We start from the raw sequence: 26048 nt of genomic DNA, 5'->3' as shown, positions 1-26048 counted from the left end.
ATTCCTGGGGGGCTTAAGAATTGACTATTTTGCAACAATTTTAAACTGTAGTCAATGGAACAATATCTTGACAGCTTTAACCCTACAATAGAGGAAGTCAGGCGGTGGGGATATGAGGAGGATATGTATTTTATAGAGCAAGACGAAGACCTGGTACTACACTCAGCGGAATATATTTCTATTTTAATGGAACTTTCCTCAGATGCTAATTGTCCAAAAAATATGTATTGTCTTTCCATCTTGACGCATTTCTCACAGATTCAGCTTGCTAACAGAAAACTATCAATGATAGAGGATATATACCATCACGTGAACCAATATATAAAGACAACATCAATCCCGGTTGAAAAGTGGAAATTTGATTTTTTGCAACTGCGTGAACTGATAATTGATCCTCGTTCGATAACAGAGGAGCAATCAGACGCCATTGCCTTTAAGCTCACCGTTGGCGATTATAATCACAGAGAGTTTAAAAAGTTACGAATCTTACCTTCTGGTTTTATAGAATATTTAGCCTCAACCTCCAGTTACAAGGAGTATTTTTATATCAACCCACACACCTCTTTTTGGAAGTCTTCCAGATACTTTCCATCAAGCGACATGGGGTTAGAAGATTTGTAAGCTCCCCTTGTTTGGAAGAATCCGGATTAAATCAGCCTAATTCTTCCCAATTCGGAACGCGCGGACCGGAGGGGCAACTTTCGAACATTTTTATCAGAGATTTATTGAAAATCAATGAATTTCTCTTTAGATCATTAGGTCCAGCAAAGGGCAGATTTTTTAAATAGAAAAATGCCTTCAGAATTTATCAAATCTGAAGGCACTTCTTTGGATTCCCGTGGATTTCGATGGATTCCATTGGATTCCCATGACGATGCGGAGAGAAGGGTACAGGTTTCGAACCTTTTTGTGAAAGATTTAATAAAAATAACTGAGTTTGTCGGCCGATATAAAATTTGCCCGTCTATTCCCTGACCGTAGATTTTAAACATGCTTAAAGATTGTGACAGCTTTTTGCTCAGATAGACCGATTTCAGTACGTGCTACCCTTCCCCGCCCGTAAGAATGCGGGGCTTTTTCGCGGAGTAAACTACCATTCTATGATACAAATAATACCCCTCATCGGCGGCTTGTTATGCTTGCTCGCCTGCTAAAAACAGAACGGACTAGCGCCCAACCAAACCGACACGCTTGGCTATATGGTGCTAGCTAACCCTCCGGCAGACATAAATTTCAGTATCGGTGGGGTGTATTACTTCTTTACGCAACCGGTCACCTACTAAAATTTTGAGAGCTGCATTCAGATTAACGCACTGGATGGGAACGGAGGAACGTTTACAATTTCCATTCCCTATGACAGCAGGACTACTGTAACCACAAAATACGGCTCCCTGCTCTACTCAAAGTCGGGGCTGAATTACTTCGATTACTACTGTAACAATGCGCTATACGCGACCGTGAATTTTAAAAACGATACGATAAGTGGGAGTATTTACGGTACAATTCACTATGATCGCACCTACGCTTATTATCCTCCTGTTCAGGGGGCGTTTTTTAATGTCCTGTTGGCGCAATAAAATATCAAACCCGTTCAAAATGATTTTAATGATTGCTACACTTCAGATCTGGCTTCGAGCAACTGATAATCTTGAAGAATTATTTGTTGAAGCCAAGTATTGAAAGCGGTTGCCGACGGAACAAACCGCTGATTTCGATATATCCCCGGTGTCCAATTAAGATCAATGAGCCTTATATAGATTTCACCATCTTCCGGCTTGTTCATAAAAGTAGCCTCGGTCTCTTCTACCTTGTGAAATTTGACATAAATCATATCGGCATCCCTTCCGAGTTCACTGCCATCGGCGGGCAATGAAGTAAAATTGCCATACACCGTGTATTTTTGACCTCTACGATCAATGTACTGGGATGTAAAATCGTCGTGCAAATGTTTCATGAATCTAAATTTTGAAAGTTCTCAATTTTTTTAGGATTGAGCCAGTTAGGTAGTCCGGCACTCCTATTACATGCGTTTACCGCCCAACTATTTTATGGCGTCAAAAGTCTTTCTGATCTCCTCCTCAGACACGCCTTGCGCTCGAGCGATCTTTGCCAGTAATTCCATTTGCGCCCATTCATATTTCGCTCGTAGGTTTGCTCTTGTCGCAGCGGTGATAATTAGATAAAGAACTGCACAATTAATCAATATTGCCCCAATAGCATAGAATATGATTTCCTGATCCATTGTAAAAGTGTTTTGATTTAGTGATCCGGGAGACAGAAAGCTACAAGAAAAAGGCTTCACAGGGAAACGAAGCGCGAGTTAATTGGAAAAAGGGTCTTTTCACGGTGCTAGGGGGGGCAATTATTTCTTAGTATTGCATTAAATAGCTCGCTATGACAGCGCAGGAATTATTTTCAGAATTTCACGGGAAATTGGTAGCCATCACAAAAACAGACGATGAAACATTGATCGGTATAGTTATGCTAGCTGCTGGGCTTGAAAAGGCTGGGACTTTGGTACCGCAGACATCGTTTCTTGAGGTTGACGTAATCGGCGACATAGTAGCATATAAAAAATACCCTACTAATTACAAATTCAAACATCGTCTTATTCACGAAGGCGATATTGAAGATATTCGCCTGTATGACTTATCGGGCAAGCCGGTATATTTAGACTACAGCGCTTTTCAAGATTTGACTTCTGGCCAAAACCCAACTGCCGTATGGGAAGTGATTCGAGAAATTAACGCCAATAAATTCTATATTGTCACTCAAGAGCGAGTGCAGTACAAACTGGTACTAGGAAAAGACGGTGAGTTAAAATTAGAAATTCTCCAATAACAGCCCCTTCGGTTTCACTCTTAATCGCTGCCCGTAGGAAGCAGCAATATTGTTTTGAAGACCTGCATGAACAATTCCCACAGTTGGCTACCACGGGCAGTATCCAACGATAGTGCGATAATTATACCGGCGATTATGCTTATAGCAATGCCTTTCCAGTCTGTCTTCGGTACTCGATTAGCTGCGGAGGCTAGATAATCTAACTTGTTCACTATCATTGCCATTTGATCCTCTGTAACCTTGAACCTTTGAGGAATGAGGGCTTTCAAGTCTTCAATGGCAAACCGAATCCGAACTATATCGTCATTGGAGAAATGTGTAAGGTCGGTTGTCTCAATTTCATCGATTCTCAAATATTCCACGCCGCTTTTGTATTCTTCCCACAAATCTACTGCGGCTTGATCGGCTACAAAGGGCTGTACTTCGTGATCCAACCAATAATCAATATGGGCTATTACCTGATCAATGGTGAGGGTTGATTTGGGGGACGGATTATGCAATCTGTAGCTTGGGCCGTATTGTGTGTAGCCTACAGAATAAGCATTATAATCACTCGAAAAGGGTTCGATGTGAAATACAAACTTTGAATTTTTGAACTCAATAATTGTTAATTCCGGTTCGTTTACGTTCAGATTATCAAACAATTCAAATCTATCGAAACCAAATCGAGATTGTATCAGATGTTCAGCAACTTTGTTTTTGTGTGTTAGTCTCATAAAACGCCCTTGGGAGTGGTGATTCTAAAATAAGCCAAAATTGTAGTTTTGAGACATTCCGCACCCCTCTTTGCACCCCCTGCCCCTTAAAAACGCTAAAACCCGCGTCAAATGCGGGTTATAAAATAATTCAGCGGAGAGGAAGGGATTAGCTTCGCTGATCCCTTTAGGGGAGGGGCTTAAGACTCCATCACTGAACCGGGCGGCCAGGGCCGCCTTTGTTTTTTGTTTTGCGCATCTGGTCCGAGTAAACTCGTCCCATCTGCTCCAAACAAAAACCCCAGCAGAGCTGGGGTTCAGTGATGAAGTCTTGCGGAGAGGAAGGGATTCGAACCCTTGATAGGATTTCTCCTATACACACTTTCCAGGCGTGCCAGTTCAACCACTCCTGCACCTCTCCGGTTGAATATTCGCACGTGCGGCGGGCTGCTCGCACGAGGGCTGCAAAAGTACAATATCCCGTCCTAGTTTCCGAATATTTTTTGGGCATTTTCGGTGGTCACCCAGCCAGCGGGCTGAATACCTTTAACGCATTTTCGGTGGTAATCCGCGCCACGGTTTCCACGGACACCTCCTTCACTTCGGCCAGCTTTTCAACGACATAGCGGAGGTAGCTGCTCTCGTTACGTTTGCCGCGGAAGGGAACGGGCGAAAGATATGGCGCATCCGTCTCCAGCACGAGCCATTCCAGCGGAATATCGCGGATCGCATCGGCAAGACCGGAATTCTTATAGGTCAGCACCCCGCCTATCCCCAGGTAAAGCCCGAGATCGACGATCTCCCGCGCCGCATCGGCACCGCCACTGAAACAATGGAAGATGCCCCGTAACGCCCCCTTCTGATACTCCTTTACCACTCCAATGCTCTCCTTCATCGACTCACGGGAATGGATCACAATCGGGATGTCATAATGCAACGCCCACTCCACCTGGCGGTGAAAGGCCACATATTGCTCTTTTTCAAACGTCCTGTCCCAATAAAAATCCAGCCCGATCTCCCCCACCGCCACCCAGGCCCGACGCTGCAACTCCCCTTCCACAAAGGCCAGCTCCGCCTCCCAATCCTGCTTCACATGACAGGGATGTAGCCCCGTCATCCCGATACACTTCCCGGGATAGCGAGCTTCCAGGGCCAACAAGGCCTCTTGGCAATGGCGGTCGATCGCCGGTAGATAAAACTGGCTAACTCCTTCTTTTCCAGCCCGCTGTATAACTTCTTCGATGTCCCGGGCAAATTCCTTGCCGTATAAGTGGCAGTGGGTATCTATTAGTCGCATAGTGAATTGATCCATCCTGAGCACAAATATCCCCAAAACCCATGATCGACCAGCCATCATTTTACAAAACGCCCTTTTCCTGTCACCCCCCCGGAAAGGCCGGAACAGTGATTGGACGCGGATTACAAGCGGCGAAAAAAGACAGCACACCAGCGGCGAAAATAGCGGCGGGAAACGGGGTTCCAGAAGATTCGTCAGGCCCGACTGACTAAATTACTTTGCATAAATAAAAAAAAGATTTACCTTTAAACCAGTTTTCATAGGGTACGGATTAAAAACGGGCCAGGGTGTCTACCCAGGCCCAATTATTTTTCGCAAAAACCAGTCCTCTCATTTCATTCCCACTTCGGGAAAATCCAGTCACATCCCGGCCGATTTTCATCCCTCACTCGTATAGCCGTACCGGTATCGCCTCAAACCGATAGCCTTCTTTTGAAAAATGTTCCAACACCATCGGCAGCGCCTCACTAAGTCGCGGCAACGCCTTCTCGCTGTCATGAAAGACGACGATCGATCCGGGCCGCGCATTGCGAATCACATGACGTGCACAACGCTCCGCCACCAACGCCGTGTCAAAATCGGCGCTAAGCACTTCCCACATCACGATCTTATAATTCAGCGGCGCCTGCCGCAGCAGCGCGGATTGTAAAACCCCTATGCGGCCATAGGGCGGACGAAAGAGATCGGAGTCTATCAGCCGCGCAGCATCACGGATATTCTCGAGGTATTTCCGGTCGTCCGTCTTCCACCCGTTGAGATGGTTCTGCGTGTGGTTGCCTACGCGGTGTCCTTCCAGCAGCACCCTGCGATATATCTGCGGATATTCTTCTACGTTCTTCCCAATGCAAAAGAAAGTGGCACGGGCCCCGTACTTCTTCAATTGCTCCAGCACCAACGGTGTGGCCACCGGATGAGGACCGTCATCAAAAGTCAGATAAAGCACCTTCTCTTTTACGGGAATGCTCCAGATGAGACGCGAATAGATCTTCTTCAGCCACCAGGGCGTTCGTACCAGGTAGAACATACGACAGCAAGATAGCGCATTTTATGGCACTGGCGTATTCCGGGTGGTCCGCGGCGGGCCCATCACTGCACCGGTGTCTCCTTCGTATACGTATTCACATGTATCACCCGCCCATCCTCACGGAATATCTTTCCCTTATCCTTCACAAAATTTTCCTGGCTCTGCTGATCCTTCAACAATTTATCCATGTATTTCTTCACCGGTGCATTCTTCAACGTCACTGGCGACCCCGACTCCATCGCATCGTCGACATATCCATGCAACAGCGGGTCAAGCTGCGGATAAAAAAGATCGGTGCCGTCAAAAACATCCGTACCGATGATCTTGTCTCCTGTTATGGCGACAAAACCTACTACATTGCTATCCGTCTTTGCAAATTTGTTCATAAAGAACCGGAAGTATTCATCGTGTGCGGCGAGGTACTTCTTATCCTCAAATCGCGACAAATAGGCCAGGCTCTTGTTCTTGAAGGCGCCTGCCTGCAGCTGCCGGTCTACTTCGCGCCAGATAGACACCTGGTTACCGGTGGAATCCAGCACCTTCCGCAAATGCGGATTGGCAAAATTACCATACCCGAATTTCTTCTCTTTCTCACTCCAGCGCCCTTCTTCCACACACATCACCGGCACATACTGGTCTTTTGTCGAGGGCTTCAAAATCGTATCGCGGACGATCATCCGGTCTTGCCTGCCACCGGAGATGATCTCGCCCCCGGAGATGTACACCGACTTGTCCGTATGCGTGTTAAATCGCAGCCAGTGGACATTCTCAAAGGACGTAGTCCCGCGTTCGGTCACCGTCACCAGCCCCTTGCTCAATGCCTGGTTGAGCGTTACCATCCCCGGGTGCATCATTCCGCCCCCAGCCTTGCGCCGGATGGGGATGATCTTTAAATTTTTGAATTGCCATGCGCTGTCATAATCTACGAAAACCTGGTCATATGTAATCTGTGCGGTGGCCGACAAGAGGGAAAACAGCAGGCAAAAAGTGAGCAAAAATTTCACGATCGGACGTTTTATGGTAACCTTATATAACGTTAGAACCAATGATATTATTGGAGCTGCAAGTCGTAACTTTGGCATCTTATGAGCAAAAAAGTCAGAGTACGCTTTGCCCCCAGTCCCACCGGGGGTTTACACCTAGGCGGCGTCCGGACCGTCCTTTACAACTACCTGTTCGCCAGACGCCACGGCGGCGACTTCATCTTGCGCATTGAAGATACAGATCAGGGGCGGTATGTTCCCGGGGCCGAGGAATACATTATCGAAAGTCTCAGATGGTGCGGCCTCGAACCCGACGAAGGCCCCCATAAAGGCGGCGCATATGGCCCCTACCGTCAGAGCGAACGCAAGGCCCGGGGCATCTATGAAAAATACGCCCGGCAACTCGTCGAACATGGCCACGCCTACTACGCCTTCGACACGCCCGAAGAGCTCGAGGCCATGCGCGAGAAATATAAGACGGCGGATAATCCTTCGCCCCAATATAATCATACGCTGCGCAAGAAAATGCGTAACTCCCTCCAGCTCGACCCGGCCGAGACCCAGCGCCTCCTGGCTGACGGTACCCCCTATGTCATCCGCATAAAACTCGAACCCGACGAAGAGGTCACCTTTACAGATATGATCCGTGGTGAGGTGACCTTTTCTACCACCGGTGTCGATGACAAAGTATTGCTCAAAGCCGATGGCATGCCCACTTATCATTTAGCCGTTGTCGTCGACGATCACCTGATGGAGATATCCCATGCCTTTCGCGGCGAAGAATGGCTGCCCAGCGCTCCGGTACACATCCTGCTCTGGCGCTATCTCTTTGGCGAAGACAAGATGCCCCAGTGGGCCCACTTGCCCCTCATCCTGAAGCCCGATGGCAACGGGAAATTGAGCAAGCGTGATGGCGATCGCCTGGGCTTCCCCGTCTTTGCGATGAACTGGACCGACCCCCGCACCGGTGAACCCGCAACAGGCTTCCGCGAAACGGGATTTCTGCCCCAGGCCTTTGTCAACCTCCTGGCTCTTCTGGGCTGGAATGACGGCTCCGGGCAGGAGATCTTTACACGCGAAGAACTCGTAGCAAAATTCTCTATGGACCGTGTCCATAAAGGCGGCGCCAAGTTCGACTTTGAAAAGGCGAAGTGGTTCAACCACGAATGGATAAAGCGACTGCCCGCATCTGCCTATGCCCCGCAGGTCGCTGCCCTCTTTGCCGAAAAAGGCATCCCGATTCCTGCACACGATCTTCTACGCCCGGCCGAAACCGAGATCCCGCTGCCGCCCGTCACCCCGCTGGTGCCGGAAACGATAACCGATATCAGTGGCGCCCCCCTACTCGACCTGGCCGCCCTCGAAGCCGGTCTCATCCCGCCGCCTCCCGCGCCCAATCGCTTTGAGCGCGTGCTCGATCTTGTCAAGGACCGCTGCACCCTCCTTCCCGAATTCATCCCGCAGGCGGCGTTCTTCTTCCAACCACCTGCGACCATCGATCTGGATGCCGTCAAACCAAAGTGGAACGAAGCCAAGGGCCTCTTCTTCGCCGAATTCATCCAGCAGCTGGAGCTTGCACCCAACCTCGTGGCACATGCCCTCGAGGCAGAATTCAAGGAAATGGCGGCCGCCAAGGCAATAAAGCCCGGCGAGCTGCTGATGCCCCTGCGTATCATGCTGGTCGGTGGAAAGTTCGGCCCGCATGTGTTCGATATTATCGCCTTGATCGGCAAAGACGAGACCATCCGGCGCATCCGTCATACGATACAACTCCTTAACTTTACGCCCTAACACGAATTGCATGCACAACGCCAGTGATCGTCCCATACGCGTCCTCGTCGGCAAAGTAGGCCTCGATGGCCACGATCGCGGAGCGAGGATCATCGCCACCGCCCTCCGCGACGCCGGTATGGAAGTCATCTATACCGGTCTGCGCCAGACACCGGAGATGGTCGTCAACGCTGCGCTGCAGGAAGACGTCGATGCTATCGGTATCAGCATCCTCAGCGGCGCCCATATGACCGTCTTCCCCAAGATCATTGCGCTAATGAAAGAAAAGGGAATGGATGACGTCCTGCTCACCGGCGGCGGCATCATCCCCGACGAAGACCGCGAGAAACTTCAGGCTATGGGTGTCGGCGAGCTGTTCCCGCCCGGCACTCCAACCAGCGACATCGCCGACTATATACGCAACTGGGTTCGCGCCCACCGGGATTTTTAAACCACTTCATTTATGTATAAAACCTTACACACCGACCTCACCGATGGAATCCTAACGGTCACGATAAATCGTCCCGACAAACTGAATGCGATCAATAAGGACGTCATGAACGATCTCGGCGAAGTCGTGGGAGAGATCTATAAAAACGAAGATATCCGCAGCGCTATCATCACCGGCGCCGGCCCGAAGGCGTTTGTCGCCGGCGCCGACATCTCCGAGTTTCTCGGTCTTACAAAAGAACAGGGCCAGGCGCTCTCCGCCAAAGGCCACGACATCTTCTTTCGCATCGCCTCCTGTCCCAAACCCATCGCCGCTGCCATCAACGGCTTTGCCCTGGGCGGCGGGCTCGAACTAGCCATGGCCTGTCACTTCCGTCTTTGCACCACCAATGCCCGCTTCGGCCAACCCGAAGTCAATCTCGGGCTGATCCCCGGTTATGGTGGAACCCAACGGTTGGTACAGCTTGTCGGCAAGGGCCGGGCTATCGAGATCATGCTCTCCGCGCGGATGGTCGACGCCACGGAAGCGCATACCATGGGGCTTGTGAATTATATCGTCACCGAACCCAACGAATTGCTCACCAAGACCCGCGAATTGTTATCTATCATCAACGAAAAGGCCCCCATCGCCGTAGCACGGATCATCGAATGTGCCAACATTGCGGCCGGGGACGGCGTCTTCTTTGGTTCATCCGCCGTATGGGAAGCCGATCCCTTTGGCGGGCAGTCTGCGGGCGAGATGCGGACCGACGACGGCGCCCTCGTGCGCAACGGCTTCCTCCGCGAGCAGGAGGCTTTTGGCGAATGCTTTGGCACGGCGGATATGAAGGAGGGGGCGAAGGCTTTTTTGGAAAAGCGGAAGGCGGTTTTTACGGGGAAGTAGGGGTCGCGGGAAAAAAGAAAAATGCCTGAGCGATCAGGCATTCTCTCATTATTGGGTTGAAATCAGTGGCAATGTCCGCCAGGGCTTAAACTGCTTGAGAGTAACGGAGATGGCTGTTGTCGATGGGTAGCCAGGGCTCGATGTTTAGCAGGCGTTGTTCGATGAGGTGCAGCCGCATGTCGATGATGGTCAACTGGGAGTTGATCCTTTTGAACCCGGTCTCCATCTGTTTGAACCCGGTCTCCATCCGTTGTTCGACGCCATCCAATCGCTTTTCAAACTGGTCCATTCGCTTTTCAGCCTGGTCCAATCGGCAGTTGATCTTGTTGAACCCGGCATCCATCATCTGAATGATCCTTGTTTCCTGTTCATGTGTCATAGTATTAGGTTTTTATTGCGGCGCAAAAATACCATTTTCGGCAATACCAAAAAATAAAAAGGGAATGACAAGCGTCATCCCCTTTTTGCATTCAATTCCTGTCTGATTTAATTCCTGTCTAACTAATCGGTATGGCGTGCGATACCCGTTCTTTGCCGGGCACCACCGGCAGGGTTACCTCCAACACCCCGTCTACGTACTTAGCCGAGATGAGCGAGGGGTCTACTGAATCATCGAGTGTAAAGCTGCGGACAAATCCGCCCCGGCTGTACTCGCGATGTACCCAATCGGGTCGGGGGAAGCCTTCCGGCGGGATGTAGGAAATAACGAGCTGATTTCCTTTGACCTCCAAGTTAAAATGCTCCCTGATGCGACCCGGCGCAAACAACAACATCTCAAAGCTGCTGTCGGTGCGGTAAATGTTTACGGCGGCTCTTTCCATGCTTCGGGCGTACAGGTGCCGTCCCCTGCCCTCGTGTTGGCCTTTTGCGGCCCATGACTGATCGTAGTTCATGTTTTTCGCTTTTTTTGCGGTGAAAAAATGGGTGATAAACGAAGGGGGCCTCCCGGGCGGGAGGCCCCCTTCCTGATAGACGGATGAGCCCCGAAAATATTTTAACCGATTCGCGGTTTAATAGCCAAAAATCTGATCCAGGCTTAACACCTGCACCGCTCCCACCTTTTGCAGATCGTCCACCTTTATCTTCTTCTCGCTTGCCACCACACAATACGTATACGCCTTGCCCGCCACCTGCTGCTGATGGAATTGCTTCACATCATTCATGGTCAGCTTATCCAGCGTCTCATATTCATTTTTCCGCTCGTCGTAATCCAGTCCCTTCTGCTTTGCTTCCAGATATGCAAAGACGATGCCATCCTCCGTAAACCGCTGCGTCTCGATATCCTTCTTCTCACTCGTCCGCGCGAGCTCAAAACCCTGGTCGGAGGTGGGCAGGTCGTTCAGCAGCGCATTCATCCCGCCGACGGCATCATTCATTTTATCCGCCTGGCAGCCGATATAAGCAAGAATATAGAAAGGGTCTTCCTTCTTTGCCGGTGTGCCATAGGTGGCATACGTCGCATACGCCAGCGCCTTCGACTCGCGCAGCGTCTGGAAGACTACCGAACCCATGCCGCCGCCAAAATAGTTATCGAATACATCCACAATAGGCTCCTTATTGACATCGTAGGGGATAGAATTATGTATCCAGCAGATCTCGCTCTGCACCATGTCATAGTTGGCAAACAACACCTGGTTGGCCGACTGCACTGCAAAGGGGTATTTCACTTTCTCGGGGTAAGGCGCCCATGCAGTGGGTAAGGAGTGCAAGGAAGTTATCGAGGAGATAAAGGCATCCTGCGCCAGTGGACCATAATAGATGATAGTATGCGGATAGTTCAGCAACCCATGCAGGATACCGGTGAGGTCTTCGGCCTTGATGGCGGCAATCTCGTCGGCGCTGAGCACGGTGTTGAAAGGATTTTTGGCGCCATAGCGGGCATAGTTGATCAATCCCTGCATGATCGCATTCTTATTGAGCTTATTATTCGCCCGCGCCTTCATCAGCCTATCCTTCAGTGACGCCAGCGCCACCGAATCCGGCAAACAGTTGTGCAGCACATCCTCGAACAGCGTCACCGCCTTGCTGAAATTCTCCTGCAGCCCCGTTACACTGATCGTCGTCACCTCGTTTGTAGCGTTGACGCTGAAGTTACAGGCGATGTCATAAAAGGCCTTGCTTATCTCCGCCGTCGGATGCTGGGCCGTGCCCAGGTATTGGAGATATTGTGCAGCCAGGGGCAGCAGGCGATTGTTGTAATTGCCCATCTCGAGCCGGTAGTAGAGATGAAAGAGTTCGTTGTCTTTGTTCTGGACATAGAGGACGTCTGCGATGCCAGCCTTGCCCCGACCGATGCCGGACGTAAAGTCCAGCCATTGCGGGCTCACCGGCGACACCTGCATTGCTTCTATCTTCTTCAGAAAAACCGACTGCTTATCCTTGTTGGTCTCCACCGGGGTAATGGGCGGCTTATCCACCTTTACGATGCTCTTGTCTTCACCCTTCCGTTTGTACAACAGCACATAATTGTTGCCCATATACTTATTTGCCACCCTGATGACCTCTTGTTTGGTCACCTGTGCTTCCTCATCCAGTTCGGCTACGTCTTCATCCCACTTCGTTGCCCGCGTCTGGATAAAGCTTTCCATCAGTGCCCCGACGCGCGCTTCGTTCTTCTGAAACCCTTCGAGCAACGACAATTTCCCGTTGGCAACGATAGCCTTTATCAGGCTCTCATCAAATTCCCCTTTCTTCAGCTTCTCTATCTGCTCCATCAGGAGGTCGCGTACCTGTTCAAGAGTCTGGCCCTGCTTTGGCGTCCCGTTGAGGATGAGCATCCCATAGTCCTTGTATTGCTGCAAACCGGCATTCGAAGACTGCACTTTCTGTTGCTTATTGAGGTTGAGGTCGAGCAACCCCGCCTTGCCATTGGAGAAGATGCTGGAAATAAGATCGAGGACTACAGCGTCATGGGTGTCGACCGCCGGAGTACGATAGGCAATGCGCATGTTCTCCGCACTGGGTCCAAAAATGTCTTTCGTCACGGGGGCCGCCAGGTCACGCTCCGGCGCCGGGTTGTACAACTGCACCGGCTTCGACTGCATATAGGCAAAAGACTTGTCTATTTTCTTTATGAGATCGTCAAAATCAAAATCCCCCGACATGATCACGGCCATGTTGTTGGGAACATAGTATGCATGATAATAAGCGCGGATAGCCTTCAACGAGGGGTTCTTAAGGTGTTCTATCGTCCCGATGGTCGTCTGCTGGCCATAGTTATGTGTGGGGAACAGATAGCGTTGGGTTGCTTCCTGCATCTTTGATCCGTCGTTGTCCAGGGTACGATTCTTCTCTTCATAAACGGCTTCGAGTTCGGTATGGAAAAGCCTGAAGATGGGATTACGGAAGCGTTCTGCCTGTACGGCGAGGAATTTGTCCATGGCATTGGATGGGACATCTTCTTCATATACCGTCTCTTCCACCCAGGTATGAGCATTGCTCCCTTGTGAGCCGATGTCCGCCATCAGCTTGTCATATTCATTGGCGATGGAATAGTGCGAGGCAAGACCGGAGACGCTGTCGATGCGGTGATAGATCAGCTTACGCGCTGCAGGGTCCTTTGTCGAATTGTACTGTTCGTACAACGCATCTATCTTGTCGAGATTGGGCTTTTCCTTTGCCCAGTCCAACGAGCCAAACTGGTCCGTACCCTTAAAGAGCAGGTGTTCGAGATAGTGCGCCAACCCGGTATGATCGCGCGGGTCGGTATTGCTGCCCGCCCTCACCGCGATGCGAACCGCTACGCGGGGCTCCTTGTGGTTAGCGCTCAGCAGAACGGTAAGTCCGTTGGACAACGTATACAACCGGGTCTGCAACGGATCGTTCGTCACATACTTGTACGTATAGCCACCCGATGTCGCCTGTTTCCAGACATATTTGTCATTGGAGTTGGCGTTCTGCGCGTCGATCTTCGCCGGCGCGGTGATGGCTCCGACGAGGAGCAGTAAGAAGAAGAATCTGGTAAATGTCATAGTGTTAATGCTTTTGGCAAGCCCCTAAGTCAGGGGGCAAGGCAAAACAAGTGAATTTTATCGATTTTGCCCAAACCGCTCGTACATTTCCGCCGTCGGACGGACTTACCGGTCCCTCAGCCCGACTAATTTGGCTTTCTCTCCGATGAACCCTTCAATCCCCGGTTTCAATCCCCTAACTTTGGGCCGGAAAAAATCAGCTTTATGGAATACCGCATAGAAAAAGACACGATGGGCGAGGTTCGCGTTCCCATCGACGCCTACTACGGAGCTCAGACCCAACGCAGTGTAGAGAACTTCCCCATCGCCCAGGATATCAACAAAATGCCGAAGGAAATCATCCGGGCCTTTGCTTATCTGAAAAAGGCCGCCGCCCTCACCAACCTGGAAGCCGGTGTCCTGCCAAAGGAGAAAGCCGAGCTCATCGGCAAGGTCTGTGACGAAATTCTCAGCGGAAGCCTCGATGCTTATTTCCCTCTTGTCGTCTGGCAGACCGGCAGCGGTACCCAAAGCAACATGAACGTCAATGAAGTCATCGCCTATCGCGGCCATGTCCTTTCCGGTGGGAAGCTCACCGACAAGGACAAGACACTCCATCCCAACGACGACGTCAACAAATCCCAGTCCTCCAACGACACCTTCCCCACGGCCATGCATATCGCCGCTTACAAGATACTGATGGAGACCACCATCCCCGGCATCGAGGCCCTGCGCAACACCCTGGCCGAGAAGAGCAGGCAGTATATGAAGGTGGTGAAGATCGGGCGTACTCACTTTATGGATGCCACTCCCCTCACCGTGGGCCAGGAGATCAGCGGCTATGTCGCGCAATTGGATCATGGTCTTCGGGCGATAAAGAATACACTTTCCCATCTCTCCGAACTGGCGCTTGGCGGCACGGCCGTCGGTACGGGCATCAACACCCCTCCCGGCTATTCCGAGAATGTGGCAAAGAAGATCGCCGAGCTCACCGGATTGCCTTTTATCACCGCCGCAAATAAATTCGAAGCCCTTGCCGCGCACGACGCTATCGTCGAAGCCCATGGCGCACTGAAGACCGTCGCTGTCAGCCTGATGAAGATCGCCAACGACATCCGGATGCTTTCTTCCGGCCCCCGCAGCGGCATCGGAGAATTGCATATTCCCGACAACGAACCCGGCTCTTCCATCATGCCCGGCAAGGTCAATCCCACCCAGTGCGAGGCCCTGACCATGATCGCCGCCCAGGTACTCGGCAACGACGTTGCCATAAATGTCGGTGGCGCTACCGGCCACTTCGAGCTCAACGTCTTCAAACCTGTGATGATCTATAACTTCCTCCACAGCGCCCGCCTCATCGGTGACGGCTGCCACAGCTTCAATGACCATTGCGCCAAGGGCATTGAACCCATCGAAGCCAACATCAAGAAGCATGTCGATAATTCCCTGATGCTCGTCACTGCGCTCAACACCAAGATCGGCTACTACAAGGCCGCCGAGATCGCGCAGAAGGCGCACAAGGAAGGCACTACCCTCAAAGAAATGGCTGTGAAGCTGGGTTATCTCACTCCGGAGCAGTTCGACGAGTGGGTGAGACCGGAGAATATGGTTGGCAAGCTGAGCTGAGTCTCCCATCACCTGTTTATGGTATTGCGCGCACGAGGAATACTCCCTACCTTGGCGCGCAAAACCATTGCTCATATGCTTAAAAGTCTAATGGCTACCGGCCTTATCTGCCTTTTTGTGGCCTTCTCCACCCATGCCCAGGAATGCGCTCATTTTCTCTTTCTCCAGAAAAACAAGGTGGTCGAAGAGACTATCTACAACAAAAAGGGTGAGCCCAACGGCAAAAAGGTGTATGAAGTGTCGGATGTCTCTACCAATGGCGGGACTACGACGGCCAAGCTGAATTCCGAGATTTTCGACAAAAAAGGAAAATCTATCGCCAAAAGCACCAGCTCTGTCCAGTGTACCGGTGGCGCCATCCTTATCGATATGAAGATGATGATGCCCGACCAGGACAACCAACAACAGACCTACGACGTCGATGCCTCCGCACAAGGTAACTACATCGACTATCCTTATTCGATGAAACCAGGCGACGACCTGAAAGACGGCAATTTCACGATGGATATGAAGAAAGGCACCATAGCGCAGACCGTGAACATGCAGATCACTCAACGGAAGGTGCTGGCTCAGGAATCGATTACGACCCCGGCGGGGACATGGGATTGCTTTAAGATTAGCTCTCACAACCACGTCGGCATCAAGACCGGCTTTATCACTATTCCCTTCAACGTCGATGTAACAGAATGGTACGCGCCCGGATTTGGCATCATCAAGACCGAGAGCAAACACGGCAGCACGCTTATCACGTCGATAAAGTGACCGGAGGATAACTTTTAGCCGATCAGCGGTGGCTCAGCCTCAGCAGGATGACCCCGTGTTTGGGGATCTCGCCGCGATAGGGGGTTGCCGTTGTCCCCTGTTGCTGGCCCTTCCAGACATCCCGGATAGCCAGTCCGCTGCCGATCTTATATTGCGACCATTGAAAATCCACCTTCTTCGGCTCGTCGCTTCGATTGAAGAGACAAACGGCAGTGTCTCCACCCGAAAGGGGTTTTATAAACACTTCCAGGTCGTGGTTAAACGCCACCTCATACCCCTGCCGGCCCAACGGGTCCTGATCTATCGCGATGACATCCCGATTGGTGAGGATGGCCTTTGTAGTTTCGGACATCGATCGCAGGTCGTTGCCGGTCATCAACGGCGCGGCAAGCATACACCAGAGCGTGAAGTGCGACTTGTCTTCTTCGGGCGTGAGGCCCCCGTTGCCGACTTCGAGCATGTCGGGGTCGTTCCAGTGGCCCGGTGCGGCATATTGCTCCAGGCCCTTTTGCAGATCGAGATTGGCGAGCACGCTTCCGCCATAACTGCTGCCGTTGCCCGCTTCGGTATAGCTCCACCTGTCCTGGATGTCGCCCGTTGTCCGCCACAGGTGGCCCACATTGGTGGCCCAATGCCAGGGTTTGTTCGACCCCCATTCGCAAAGGCTGAAGACGATGGGATGGCCTGCCGCATGCAAGGCGTCACGCATAAGGGTATACGATGCTTCGGCACTTTGTGCCGGCAGAACGTTGCACCAGTCTTCCTTTAAATAATCGACACCCCAGGCCGCATACTGGCGGGCGTCCTGGAATTCATAGCCCAGGCTGGCGGGTCTTCCGGCGCAGGTCTTTGTCCCCGCACAGGTGTAGATGCCGAATTTCAGCCCTTTGGAATGGATGTAATCCGCCAGCGCCTTGATACCATGTGGAAACTTCACCGCATCGGCAATGATATTCCCCGCACTGTCGCGGCCTACCTGCCAGCAGTCGTCGATGACGATGTATTGATAGCCTGCTTGTTGCATCCCATTGGCAGCCATGGCATCCGCCATTTGCCGGATAACGGTCTCGTTGATGCCGTCGCAGGCAAATTTGTTCCAGCTATTCCAACCCATCGGCGGGGTCATCGCCAGCCCATCGAATTTCTGGGCCTCAACGGTGGAGACACAAAAAAAGGCGATGCAGGAGAGCATCGCCAGAAAGATCACAGATTGACGCGTAATTTTTTTCATGCTCAAATTTACATGAAGAATTGTTCCGAAACTACCTTTCCGTCCTTGACATTGTAAACACACAGCTCGGTCATCCCCATGCGTCCTTGTCCTTTCATCGTCACATCCATGAACATCGTCACTGCGAAGGAATTTTCACCCACCAGCGGCTGGGACACTTTCATGCCGTGATACTCTTCCACCATCGAACCCCATTTACGCCCTTTTTCGATGATACCTTCCAATCCTTTTGTCTCCTGCTGAAAATCCGGCGTAGCATGTGCTTCGATGCTGACAGCATCATCTGCGTACAGCTCCTTCTGAGCACCTTCGAAGTTGCCTTGGGCACAGAGCTCGCACAGGCGGTTGGCGATCTCTGTCGTAGTCATGATCTCAGTTGTTGTTGACATAAAAAAGTGTTTTTAGATAAGAAAGTTACCGCTATTCCTGTTGCAAACCATAGAACCAAATGTTATTTTTTAGGTGTTCCAACCCCGTCATGCAACATCATTCGGTGGCCAAACGTCCTTGTCTTCGGGCCCGGTGACTTCATCAAACCAAATCGCTATGCTTATCAACTATATTAAGCTTTCCCTGCGCAACTTGCGGCGCAACAAAGCCTTTACGGCCATCAACATCCTCGGCCTCGCCACTGGCCTCGCCGCCTGTCTGCTCATTGTCGCCTGGGTAAAGGATGAGGCCAGCTATGACCGCTATGCCGCCCGGGCAAAAGATATCTACCGCGTCAACCTCGGTGTCACGGGCACAACCCACATGGACTATCCCATGGTGGACAACGCCGTTGGTCCCGGCATGGCTGCCGCTTATCCCGAGATCGAGTCGTTCACCCGGCTCTGTCACCTGGGCGACGCCTTTATTCAATTTGGTACGCGTCAGTTTAAAGAGTCGAACCTGGTCTTTGTCGACTCCAATTTCTTTAGCATCTTCACCCTTCCCTTTCTGGAAGGCGACTCCCGCACCGCATTGGTAAAACCCAACAGCCTTGTGGTCACAAAGGCCGTTGCCGAAAAATACTTTGGCCCGGAGCCGGCCCTTGGCAAGACCGTCGCGTTGTCGGACTATGGCCCCTGCACCATCACGGGTGTCATCGACAAGATCCCCGATGCCGGCCACTTCCATTTCGATGCCTTCCTCAGCTGGTCGTCCATCCACTTCCGCCGCCAATATACCTGGACCAACCTTGGCTATTATACCTATCTCCAGCTGCGGCCCGGGTCCGATGCACGGAGACTACAGAAGCAATTCCCGGGCCTCGTCGCCAAATATGCCGTTCCGGAAATCGCGCGCGATATGGGTATCCCGCTGGCCGAGGCAAGCAAAGCCACGTCCACCTTTGTCTTCACCCTGACCCCGCTGACCGATATCCATCTTCACTCCGACACGAAATACGAATTGGAAGCCAACGGCAGCAGCCGTTATGTCTTCATCTTCAGTGCCCTGGCCATTTTCATCTTATTGCTGGCCTGTGCTAACTTCACCAATCTTTCCACCGCCGGCGCCGCCGCAAGAGGCAAGGAGGTCGGCATCCGGAAGGTGATGGGCTCTGCCAAAAGAGAGCTCATCGCGCAATTCCTCACCGAGTCGGTGATCCTTACGGCCTTCTCTATGGTCCTGGCCATTGGATTTGTTTTCCTGTTGCTACCCTATTTCAACCAGGTGTCGGGAAAACATTTCACCTTTGGCAGCTTCCTCAACTTCCCCTCCCTGGCGGCAGCCCTCCTGCTGATCATTCTTGTTGGCGCCGCGGCGGGCATCTATCCGGCCTTCTTCCTGTCCTCCTTCAATCCTATCAAAGTATTAAAAGGCTCGCCGCAGGGCAGTCGCCGGAGCCTTCTGCGCAGCGGGCTTGTCGTCTTCCAGTTCTTTGTCTCCATCGCCCTCATCATCGCCACGCTTATCGTCTACCGGCAATTGCATTTTATGCAGGACATACGGCTGGGCTATGACAAGGACCAGGTGGTCTATATCCAGGATGCCTTTCTCCTTGCCGGGAACCAGGAAGCCTTCCGTCAGCAGCTTTTAGAAGACCGGCGCGTTGCCAATGCCAGCATAAGCTGGTGCGTACCGGGCAGCAGCGCGATGAACGGCACCGAGATCTATCCCAAATCCGATGGACCGGGCAACGGCCACGAACTGCATATCAACATTTTCAACGTCGATTACGACTATGTCACTACCCTTGGCCTCCAGGTAGTGAAGGGCAGAAGTTTTTCCCGCGACTTCCCTACCGACAGCGCTTCCGGCGTCCTTATCAATGAAACGGCTGCGACTGACCTGGGTTGGGACCATACTGACCCCATCGGGAAGGTCATCGTCCGAAGTGGCCGCCAGGAATTCAAAGTCGTCGGTGTGCTGCGGGATTTTCATTATCAGTCGGCAAAACTAAAGATCGCGCCGCTGATGCTGCTGCTTGGCCACAACGAGGGCGGCATCATCGCTAAGATCCATACCACCGATGTCAGCGGTTTCCTCGCCAACACCAAACAACGATGGGAAGGCTTCCATGCCTCCGGGCCCTTTAGCTATTATTTTCTCGACGAGCGTTTCGCGAATCTGTACACGGCCGAACAGCATACCGGCCGGCTGTTCACCGCCTTTACGGTGATCGCTATTCTTATCGCCGGGCTCGGGCTCTTTGGGCTGGCCGCCTATATGGCACAACAACGAACCAAGGAGATCGGCATCCGCCGGGTTCTTGGCGCTACCGTGGGTTCGGTGCTGGTGCTGGTATCAAAAGAATTCCTGTTGCTGGTGGGGCTTGCCTTCCTCATTGCGATACCCGTCACTTGGTGGGCCATGGATGAATGGTTGCGGGAGTTTGCCTATCGCACTCCGGTGAGCTGGTGGATCTTCCCGCTGGCAGGAGGTGCGGCGCTGATGATCGCTATCTTTACTATCAGTTTCCAGGCGATGCGGGCCGCGACCGCCAACCCAGTGAGGGCTTTGCGTAGTGAGTAAACCATTCTACATAAACACATCCCATGAATCGCATTCTTATTCCCGCTTTCTTATGTTTATCGATAGTTGTCACGGCGCAGGACAAGTCCGTACAGCTAAACCAGCTTCTTGGTACAGCCAACCTACCGGGCATCCAGCTCGCCTATACACACGGCAGCCATACGGAATTTTACAACATCGGCACCATCGGCGACGGCTCGGCAAAACCCATCACGTCAAACACCATCTTTGAAGCGGCTTCGCTGAGCAAATGCGTCTTCGCCTATGCCGTTTTGCGACTCTATGACCGTGGAATTCTCAACCTCGACACTCCGCTGCTTCCCATCCTTGGCAGCTATGACCGCTTCGATCCCCGGGACCCCGCCTATTCCCGCATCACGGCCCGGATGGTGCTGCATCATACTACCGGTCTGCCAAACTGGGGTGACTCCGCCGGTGCAAGGCTGCGCTTCCCGCCGGACAGCTGTTTTTCCTATTCCGGTGAAGGCTATTTATTCCTGCAGAAGGTGGTGGAGAAGATAACCGGCAAATCGCTCAATGATATCGCCCGGGAAGAAGTCTTTACACCCCTGGGCATGACGAGCAGCAGCTATTGCCGGACAGCTGCGCATGATTCCGTCTACGCCTTTGGCAACAGTCCCGATGCGATAAAATCCCACTCCGGCCAAAATGCGGCCTCCAGTCTGCTTACCAACGCGCATGACTATTCGTTATTTTTACAAGCTGTCGCCACAGGGAGGGGGCTAAAACCCGCGACGCACCGGATGATGCTGGGGCTCCCCCCGTACAGCGCCATCCCCGCCAACTGGTTTAATCACCCTCATACCGAAGCCACTGCACATATCACCTGGGGGCTAGGGGTGGGGTTGCAGGACGGCAAAGCCTTTTGGCACTGGGGGGACAACGGTGGGTTCAAGGCCTTTTATATCGATTATCCCTCCACCCATGAAAGCCTGGTGTATTTTGTCCATAACTGGCGGGGGCTCTTCATCACCCAGGAAGTGTTCGACCTTTTCTTTGGGCGTCAACCCTGCTGGGCTATCCGCTGGTCGGGAGAGGGATACGAATCGCCGTGGTCGATGGATGCTTTCAGGACGGCCCTGGAAAAACAAGGTTTCGACAAAGCCGCGGCCATCCACGAGCAGTTGCTGAAAGACCCAGGCGTCCAGCTTGCGGAGAACGATCTCAATGAATATGGTTTCCTTCTGCTGCAAACGGCAAGAAAAGAGCAAGCCCTCGCCATCTTCCGGCTAAACCTCGACCTGCACCCGCAGAGCGCCAATTGTTTCGACAGCATCGCCGAAGCTTATGAAGCCATGGATGAAAAAGAGAAGGCCCTGGACAACTTCCGTCGCAGTTTTCAGCTGAACCCAAAGAACGATTATGCCGCACAGCATATAAAGCAACTGGAAGCAAGCATCCAAACAAAATAAAACTGTTCTTATGTAGACGCCCTACCTGATCTTTCGGAACAACCGGCTCCACCGTACGCCATGCCCCCAGCTCATCCAGATGAGCGAGGCCTCGCCAACGATCATGGTCTCGGGGACAAAACCCCAAAACCGCGAATCCTGGCTGCCGTGGCGGTTGTCGCCCATCATCCAGTAGTAGTTGTAGTGGAAGGTGTAGTCGTGCACTTCATTGCCATTGAGGTAATACTTCCCGTCCCGCGTCTCGAATTCGTTGCCTTCGTATACGTGGATGGCGCGATTATAGATAGTATAGCTAGTGGGATTCAGCTGAATCGTCGCGCCGCGGCGAGGGATAAACAGCGGACCGTAATTATCCAGATGCCAATTCACCAGCTTAGAATAGGGCCACACCTGCGACGTGCTGTCGATGTCGGGCGTGATACTCACCGCAACACCGTTCTTCAGCATCTTGTCCTTTGCCCGCGCCGTCAGCAGCATGCGGTATTCGTTGGGGTTGTTCCTCGATGAGAGCTCGTCGCTATTGCTGATGTCAAGATCGTATTCATCCCGCATGACGTCTTCCTCCAGCGGCTGGCCTTTCGTCTTCACGATGTAATAGGTCTCCGACTCGGGCGGCAGCGGCTGGGCCTGACCGTTGATGTAGACCACCTGGTCCTTTAGCTGCAGGGTGTCTCCAGGTATTGCAATACAGCGTTTGATATAATTCTCCTGCTTGTCAGGGGGATGGAGTATAAGGGGATAGTCATCGGGGTCGTTCAGCACGATTTGCCGGCCGGAGTCGGAATTCCCGTTGCCCTGCTCCCTGATGACATCATAATAAGGATGCTCCGACTGGTAGCCCGACTTATTGATCAGCGTGTCGCCTGCGGGGAAGTTGAAGACCACCACATCATGGCGGTGCACCGGCTTTTCAAACCAGCGGGTATAGGGCAGCTTGATCCATTCGACATAAGACTTGCGGTCTACCAGCGGGAGGGTATTGTGAACAAAGGGAATAGACAAAGGCGTCATCGGGATCCGTGGCCCATAGGCGAATTTGCTTACGAAGAGATAGTCGTTTATCAGCAGCGTCTTCTCCATCGATCCGGTAGGAATGACATAGGCTTCGAAGATAAACGTTCGGATCAGGGTTGCGGCCACCACTGCAAATACGCCTGCATCTATCCATTCCCGGGTCTTGCTTTTCTTGTGTTTGCGGGCTTCGGCGGCGCCAATAAATTTCGCTCCGCGCTCGTCCGGCGCCGGAGTCCCCGGTTTTCCTGCGTTCTCCGCCTTCGGGGCCGGTTTTCCCTGGTTCGCTGGTTTGGAGGCTGGTCGTGCCGCTCCCTTTGCGCTTTTACCCCGTTTGGGTTCTACCTCGCCCCAGGCCAGATACGGGAAATATAACAGCGGCACCAGGGCAGCCAGCGCATGCTCCCAAAACTTAAAACGTCCGTAAACCTTTACAAACTCCACATCAATACCCATGGTAATAAACCATCCCATCACCGGCACAAACTGCCAAAACACCCAATGGCGCGGCCGCCCCGCAATGGTCAGCATCACCCAGGTGTTATAGAACGGCACAAAAGCCTTCCACCCGGGTACCCCGGCCTTTTCAAACAATTTATAGAGGCCAATGGAAGGAGAGAGAAGAAGAAAAAGCTGGATGTATATGAGAACGAGAATTTGGTGAGCCGACATTCTTTTACTTTTTTAGTCGCTAAGGCACCAAAAATATTACAATAGGTTGGTTTTTCCGCCCGGTCTGGCTGCTAAAAACCCCTACCCCATCGCCAGGTACGGGTTTTTAATTGATTTTTAACGGATTGTTAGTTTTTCAGCCCCTTAGCCCCTGTTCAGAAAGACCTCGCGAATCGATCGGTCCCAGTGTTCCTTAGCCTTATGCTGGGCAACAGTCCCCCGATCGAAATCCCAAAACCGGGCATCCGGCGAGCTGCAATGATAGGTGACTTCGCAATTTCCTTTGTCTGTTGGGTATAAAGCCTGGCCACATATGGCACAGGTAAGCGGCGTCATCGAAGACGGGAACTCGCCCGTCACTTCATTCAGAGATTGCATAGAAATAATTGGTTATAAAGGGTTACGGGTTATGCTTGATTCGGATACGGCAAGCAATCTCTACGCGTGTTAGTGTATATCCTACACAAAATTAAAAAATTTTTTCTTTTGTGCAACTACTCTACCAATACCTTGTTTATCAATGCAATAGCCCCGGCCCCATTAATCAATCGCATCACATACACTCCCGGCTGCAACCCATGGATATCCATCGCCCATTGATCGACATCGTGTTCTTCGGCCCGCATCAGTTGCCCCGTCACTGAATAAAGCTGTGCTAGCCAGGGCCTTTGTTGCCCCGGCGGAGCGCTCACGTTCAACACCCCATGAGCCGGGTTGGGCCAGGTGCGCGCTGCAGTCTGGCGGCCGGCAGGCTGCGGCGGCGGCAATCCATTCGCACTGTCCGGGAGCGCCAGGGTCGTGAGAGAGATCATTCTTAGGATAAAACCCGGGGCGGGCGTCGCCACTGAATTCCCGATCGTCCCGGTTTTCCCCAGGGTACAGCAGGAATTGTCCACGCCTATAAAAAGGGTGTCCCCTGTAGGCGAATACGTTATCGCCCGCAGGCGGTATCCCACGAGGTAATGCAGTGTATCATAGGGACTGACGGTGCTATCGATGCTGAGCCCATCGGATTTCAGCTTGAGGCGCCAAAGCCCGTCCTTCAGGGAAGTGATGAGCAGCGAATAATCCCAGCCGGGAATACCTTTCGCCCCGTAAAACCGGATGGAGGAAGGCGCAATCGTCGGCCAATTCATATTACCAAGGGAATTGATCGCCTTTATCTGTGGGCGCGTCCAATTGTAAAAGGAAAACATCGGTTCCTGTAGCGTTGTGTGGGTGGTATCGCAGAACCCCGTCTCGGAGATCACCGCCTTGCCCGCCAGGTAGAGGCTGTCGCCGCTGGTCGAGGTGTAATTGTCGTCGCAAAGCCCCGCAACCTTCGGCCACCCATAGTTGGTATGGGGGAGGATGATATTCACCTCGTCGTCGGATTTGTCGCCATGTTCGCTGCTATACAGAATATAGGAAGCCCCACCGTCTACCGACCCGAAATCGAGCCCCTGCGGATTGCGGTGGCCGAACGAATAAAGAGGAGTCTTGGCCGAAGCCGCTGCGCCCTGGGGAAAAGGATTGTCCCCGGGAATCCATTGCTGTGCCTTTGGCAGGGTGCCGTCGGGCTCCGTATTCAGTCGCAGCGTCTTACCCTCGATGATGGTCGTGTCCTGCGCATATTCGGGGCGGTTGATATTGGCTAGCTGACCCGCCCCCATATCCCCGATGGTATAATAAAGATGGTACTTGCCGTCGCTTTCCACGAGGGGGCTGATGCGGATCCGGCCGGAATTATGGTCGTTGCTGCCGTCCAGGCCCGTAATGACGGTATCCATCGGCGTTAGCTTGCCGTTGGCGTAATTAAACCGCACGATCTGGGTATTGTAGCTGCAAAAATTCCCCCCGCTGCTTGTCCCGCAGCTGATCTTGTGATACACATACGCGATGTAGACCCAGGGTTTGCCGCTCTTAAATTGCGGATGAATCGCCAGACCCATGAGTCCTCCCTGCGGCCACGCCGTCACCGAGGCAGCCGTAAAATCTTTGTAAGCATTCATGTCCAGAAGCAAGCGGCTCCCCTTGTTACCCGGATGTATTTTATACACCTTGTAATCATGGGAGGAGGTGACCCACAGAGAGTCATCGGGGCCGTAAACAATTTCCCAGGGCGAAGACATCCCTGTCGAACCCGAAGCAGGATACAAGGTATCGAGCTTGAAGGATTGATTGTAATAGGTCAGCGTTGTTTGGGCCTTACTGTTCAGAGATGCGCACAGGCACAAGTAGAGAAATAAATAACGAGGCAGCAGCTTAAAGCTGATTTCCATGGGATTGGATTTGAGGTTGCCGCGCACTCCAAAATAAGGATTTATTATCAATACAAAAAATAGTAGAATCCCTTTATTGACATGTAATTATACGATTGTGCGCCTCTCCAATTAATTCTACCTTTGTATGGCACTGTATTTGATCCGAAGTACTGACCTTTTAATCCGAACTACTGTCCGATAACCTCTGAAAATGACTCG

23 protein-coding genes and 1 tRNA gene are annotated in these 26048 nt (G+C 52.1%); 9 read left to right on the top strand and 15 right to left on the bottom strand.

Annotated features, from left to right (window positions below):
• The first annotated feature begins 54 nt into the window (after positions 1-54).
• A complete protein-coding gene (locus IEY39_RS21765; protein ID WP_188935602.1) occupies positions 55-621 on the top strand; it encodes a hypothetical protein in 567 nt (188 codons plus the stop codon).
• A 991-nt stretch (positions 622-1612) separates the two neighbouring features.
• Here the strand turns inward: IEY39_RS21765 and IEY39_RS21760 are convergent.
• Positions 1613-1954: a hypothetical protein gene (locus tag IEY39_RS21760; protein WP_188935600.1), complete on the bottom strand. Its 342-nt coding sequence runs from the start codon at positions 1952-1954 to the stop codon at positions 1613-1615.
• Positions 1955-2041: 87 nt separating this feature from the next.
• Positions 2042-2242, bottom strand: coding sequence for a hypothetical protein (locus tag IEY39_RS21755; protein ID WP_188935598.1), 201 nt, complete (start codon positions 2240-2242; stop codon positions 2042-2044).
• Between the two features lie 152 nt (positions 2243-2394).
• On the opposite strand from IEY39_RS21755, the gene IEY39_RS21750 reads away from it, so the two are divergent.
• On the top strand, positions 2395-2841 hold the full coding sequence (locus IEY39_RS21750; RefSeq protein WP_188935596.1) for a hypothetical protein: 447 nt from the start codon (positions 2395-2397) through the stop codon (positions 2839-2841).
• A gap of 20 nt (positions 2842-2861) precedes the next feature.
• Here the strand turns inward: IEY39_RS21750 and IEY39_RS21745 are convergent, their stop codons facing one another.
• The 5 genes from IEY39_RS21745 to IEY39_RS21725 form a co-directional block, all read right to left on the bottom strand.
• Positions 2862-3557 carry a hypothetical protein gene (locus IEY39_RS21745; RefSeq protein WP_188935594.1) on the bottom strand — a complete coding sequence of 232 codons (696 nt, stop codon included), beginning with the start codon at positions 3555-3557 and terminating at the stop codon, positions 2862-2864.
• Between the two features lie 313 nt (positions 3558-3870).
• Positions 3871-3957 (bottom strand) — tRNA-Ser (locus tag IEY39_RS21740).
• A 99-nt stretch (positions 3958-4056) separates the two neighbouring features.
• Entirely contained in the window at positions 4057-4848 is a 792-nt protein-coding gene (locus IEY39_RS21735; protein WP_229689022.1) for a TatD family hydrolase, read from the bottom strand.
• Between the two features lie 370 nt (positions 4849-5218).
• On the bottom strand, positions 5219-5857 hold the full coding sequence (locus IEY39_RS21730; protein WP_188935592.1) for a polysaccharide deacetylase family protein: 639 nt from the start codon (positions 5855-5857) through the stop codon (positions 5219-5221).
• 62 nt (positions 5858-5919) lie between these two features.
• A complete protein-coding gene (locus tag IEY39_RS21725; RefSeq protein ID WP_188935590.1) occupies positions 5920-6861 on the bottom strand; it encodes an ARPP-1 family domain-containing protein in 942 nt (313 codons plus the stop codon).
• Positions 6862-6942: 81 nt separating this feature from the next.
• On the opposite strand from IEY39_RS21725, the gene gltX reads away from it, so the two are divergent.
• Genes gltX through IEY39_RS21710 form a run of 3 tightly spaced genes read left to right on the top strand, consistent with a single transcriptional unit; the run spans position 6943 to position 9943 of the window.
• On the top strand, positions 6943-8631 hold the full coding sequence (gene gltX, locus IEY39_RS21720) for a glutamate--tRNA ligase (RefSeq protein WP_188935588.1): 1689 nt from the start codon (positions 6943-6945) through the stop codon (positions 8629-8631).
• Between the two features lie 10 nt (positions 8632-8641).
• Entirely contained in the window at positions 8642-9061 is a 420-nt protein-coding gene (locus IEY39_RS21715) for a cobalamin B12-binding domain-containing protein (protein ID WP_188935586.1), read from the top strand.
• A gap of 12 nt (positions 9062-9073) precedes the next feature.
• Positions 9074-9943, top strand: a complete 870-nt coding sequence (locus IEY39_RS21710; RefSeq protein ID WP_188935585.1) for an enoyl-CoA hydratase/isomerase family protein — start codon at positions 9074-9076, stop codon at positions 9941-9943.
• A gap of 85 nt (positions 9944-10028) precedes the next feature.
• Here IEY39_RS21710 and IEY39_RS21705 read toward each other — a convergent pair whose 3' ends face one another.
• The 3 genes from IEY39_RS21705 to IEY39_RS21695 all read right to left on the bottom strand — a co-directional run bounded on the left by IEY39_RS21705 (position 10029) and on the right by IEY39_RS21695 (position 13914).
• Positions 10029-10322 carry a hypothetical protein gene (locus IEY39_RS21705; protein WP_188935583.1) on the bottom strand — a complete coding sequence of 98 codons (294 nt, stop codon included), beginning with the start codon at positions 10320-10322 and terminating at the stop codon, positions 10029-10031.
• 118 nt (positions 10323-10440) lie between these two features.
• Positions 10441-10836, bottom strand: a complete 396-nt coding sequence (locus IEY39_RS21700) for an Hsp20/alpha crystallin family protein (protein WP_188935581.1) — start codon at positions 10834-10836, stop codon at positions 10441-10443.
• Positions 10837-10953: 117 nt separating this feature from the next.
• Positions 10954-13914 carry a M16 family metallopeptidase gene (locus tag IEY39_RS21695; protein ID WP_188935579.1) on the bottom strand — a complete coding sequence of 987 codons (2961 nt, stop codon included), beginning with the start codon at positions 13912-13914 and terminating at the stop codon, positions 10954-10956.
• A 204-nt stretch (positions 13915-14118) separates the two neighbouring features.
• On the opposite strand from IEY39_RS21695, the gene fumC reads away from it, so the two are divergent.
• Both fumC and IEY39_RS21685 read left to right on the top strand, forming a co-directional pair.
• The gene (gene fumC / locus IEY39_RS21690; protein WP_188935577.1) at positions 14119-15519 is read left to right on the top strand and encodes a class II fumarate hydratase; all 1401 of its coding nucleotides are present in this window, start codon (positions 14119-14121) and stop codon (positions 15517-15519) included.
• Positions 15520-15594: 75 nt separating this feature from the next.
• Positions 15595-16281, top strand: coding sequence for a TapB family protein (locus IEY39_RS21685; protein WP_188935575.1), 687 nt, complete (start codon positions 15595-15597; stop codon positions 16279-16281).
• A 22-nt stretch (positions 16282-16303) separates the two neighbouring features.
• On the opposite strand, the gene IEY39_RS21680 is transcribed toward IEY39_RS21685, so the two are convergent.
• Together IEY39_RS21680 and IEY39_RS21675 are read right to left on the bottom strand one after the other, a co-directional pair.
• A complete protein-coding gene (locus IEY39_RS21680; RefSeq protein WP_188935573.1) occupies positions 16304-17512 on the bottom strand; it encodes a glycoside hydrolase family 27 protein in 1209 nt (402 codons plus the stop codon).
• Between the two features lie 8 nt (positions 17513-17520).
• The gene (locus tag IEY39_RS21675) at positions 17521-17901 is read right to left on the bottom strand and encodes a SnoaL-like domain-containing protein (protein WP_229689021.1); all 381 of its coding nucleotides are present in this window, start codon (positions 17899-17901) and stop codon (positions 17521-17523) included.
• Positions 17902-18058: 157 nt separating this feature from the next.
• Here IEY39_RS21675 and IEY39_RS21670 point away from each other — a divergent pair, with 157 nt between their 5' ends.
• Together IEY39_RS21670 and IEY39_RS21665 are read left to right on the top strand one after the other, a co-directional pair.
• Entirely contained in the window at positions 18059-20470 is a 2412-nt protein-coding gene (locus IEY39_RS21670) for an ABC transporter permease (RefSeq protein WP_188935571.1), read from the top strand.
• Between the two features lie 23 nt (positions 20471-20493).
• On the top strand, positions 20494-21903 hold the full coding sequence (locus tag IEY39_RS21665) for a serine hydrolase (protein WP_188935569.1): 1410 nt from the start codon (positions 20494-20496) through the stop codon (positions 21901-21903).
• Between the two features lie 21 nt (positions 21904-21924).
• Here the strand turns inward: IEY39_RS21665 and lepB are convergent, their stop codons facing one another.
• The 3 genes from lepB to IEY39_RS21650 all read right to left on the bottom strand — a co-directional run bounded on the left by lepB (position 21925) and on the right by IEY39_RS21650 (position 25847).
• Positions 21925-23586 carry a signal peptidase I gene (gene lepB / locus IEY39_RS21660; RefSeq protein WP_229689020.1) on the bottom strand — a complete coding sequence of 554 codons (1662 nt, stop codon included), beginning with the start codon at positions 23584-23586 and terminating at the stop codon, positions 21925-21927.
• Between the two features lie 144 nt (positions 23587-23730).
• Positions 23731-23964: a hypothetical protein gene (locus IEY39_RS21655; RefSeq protein WP_188935567.1), complete on the bottom strand. Its 234-nt coding sequence runs from the start codon at positions 23962-23964 to the stop codon at positions 23731-23733.
• Between the two features lie 116 nt (positions 23965-24080).
• A complete protein-coding gene (locus IEY39_RS21650; RefSeq protein WP_188935565.1) occupies positions 24081-25847 on the bottom strand; it encodes a PQQ-dependent sugar dehydrogenase in 1767 nt (588 codons plus the stop codon).
• Positions 25848-26048 lie beyond the last annotated feature (201 nt).

The organism is Puia dinghuensis, assembly GCF_014642875.1.
Classification (GTDB): Bacteria; Bacteroidota; Bacteroidia; order Chitinophagales; family Chitinophagaceae; genus Puia; species Puia dinghuensis.
The sequence above is the reverse complement of the archived record's forward strand: the minus strand, read 5'-3'. Positions and strand labels throughout refer to the sequence as shown.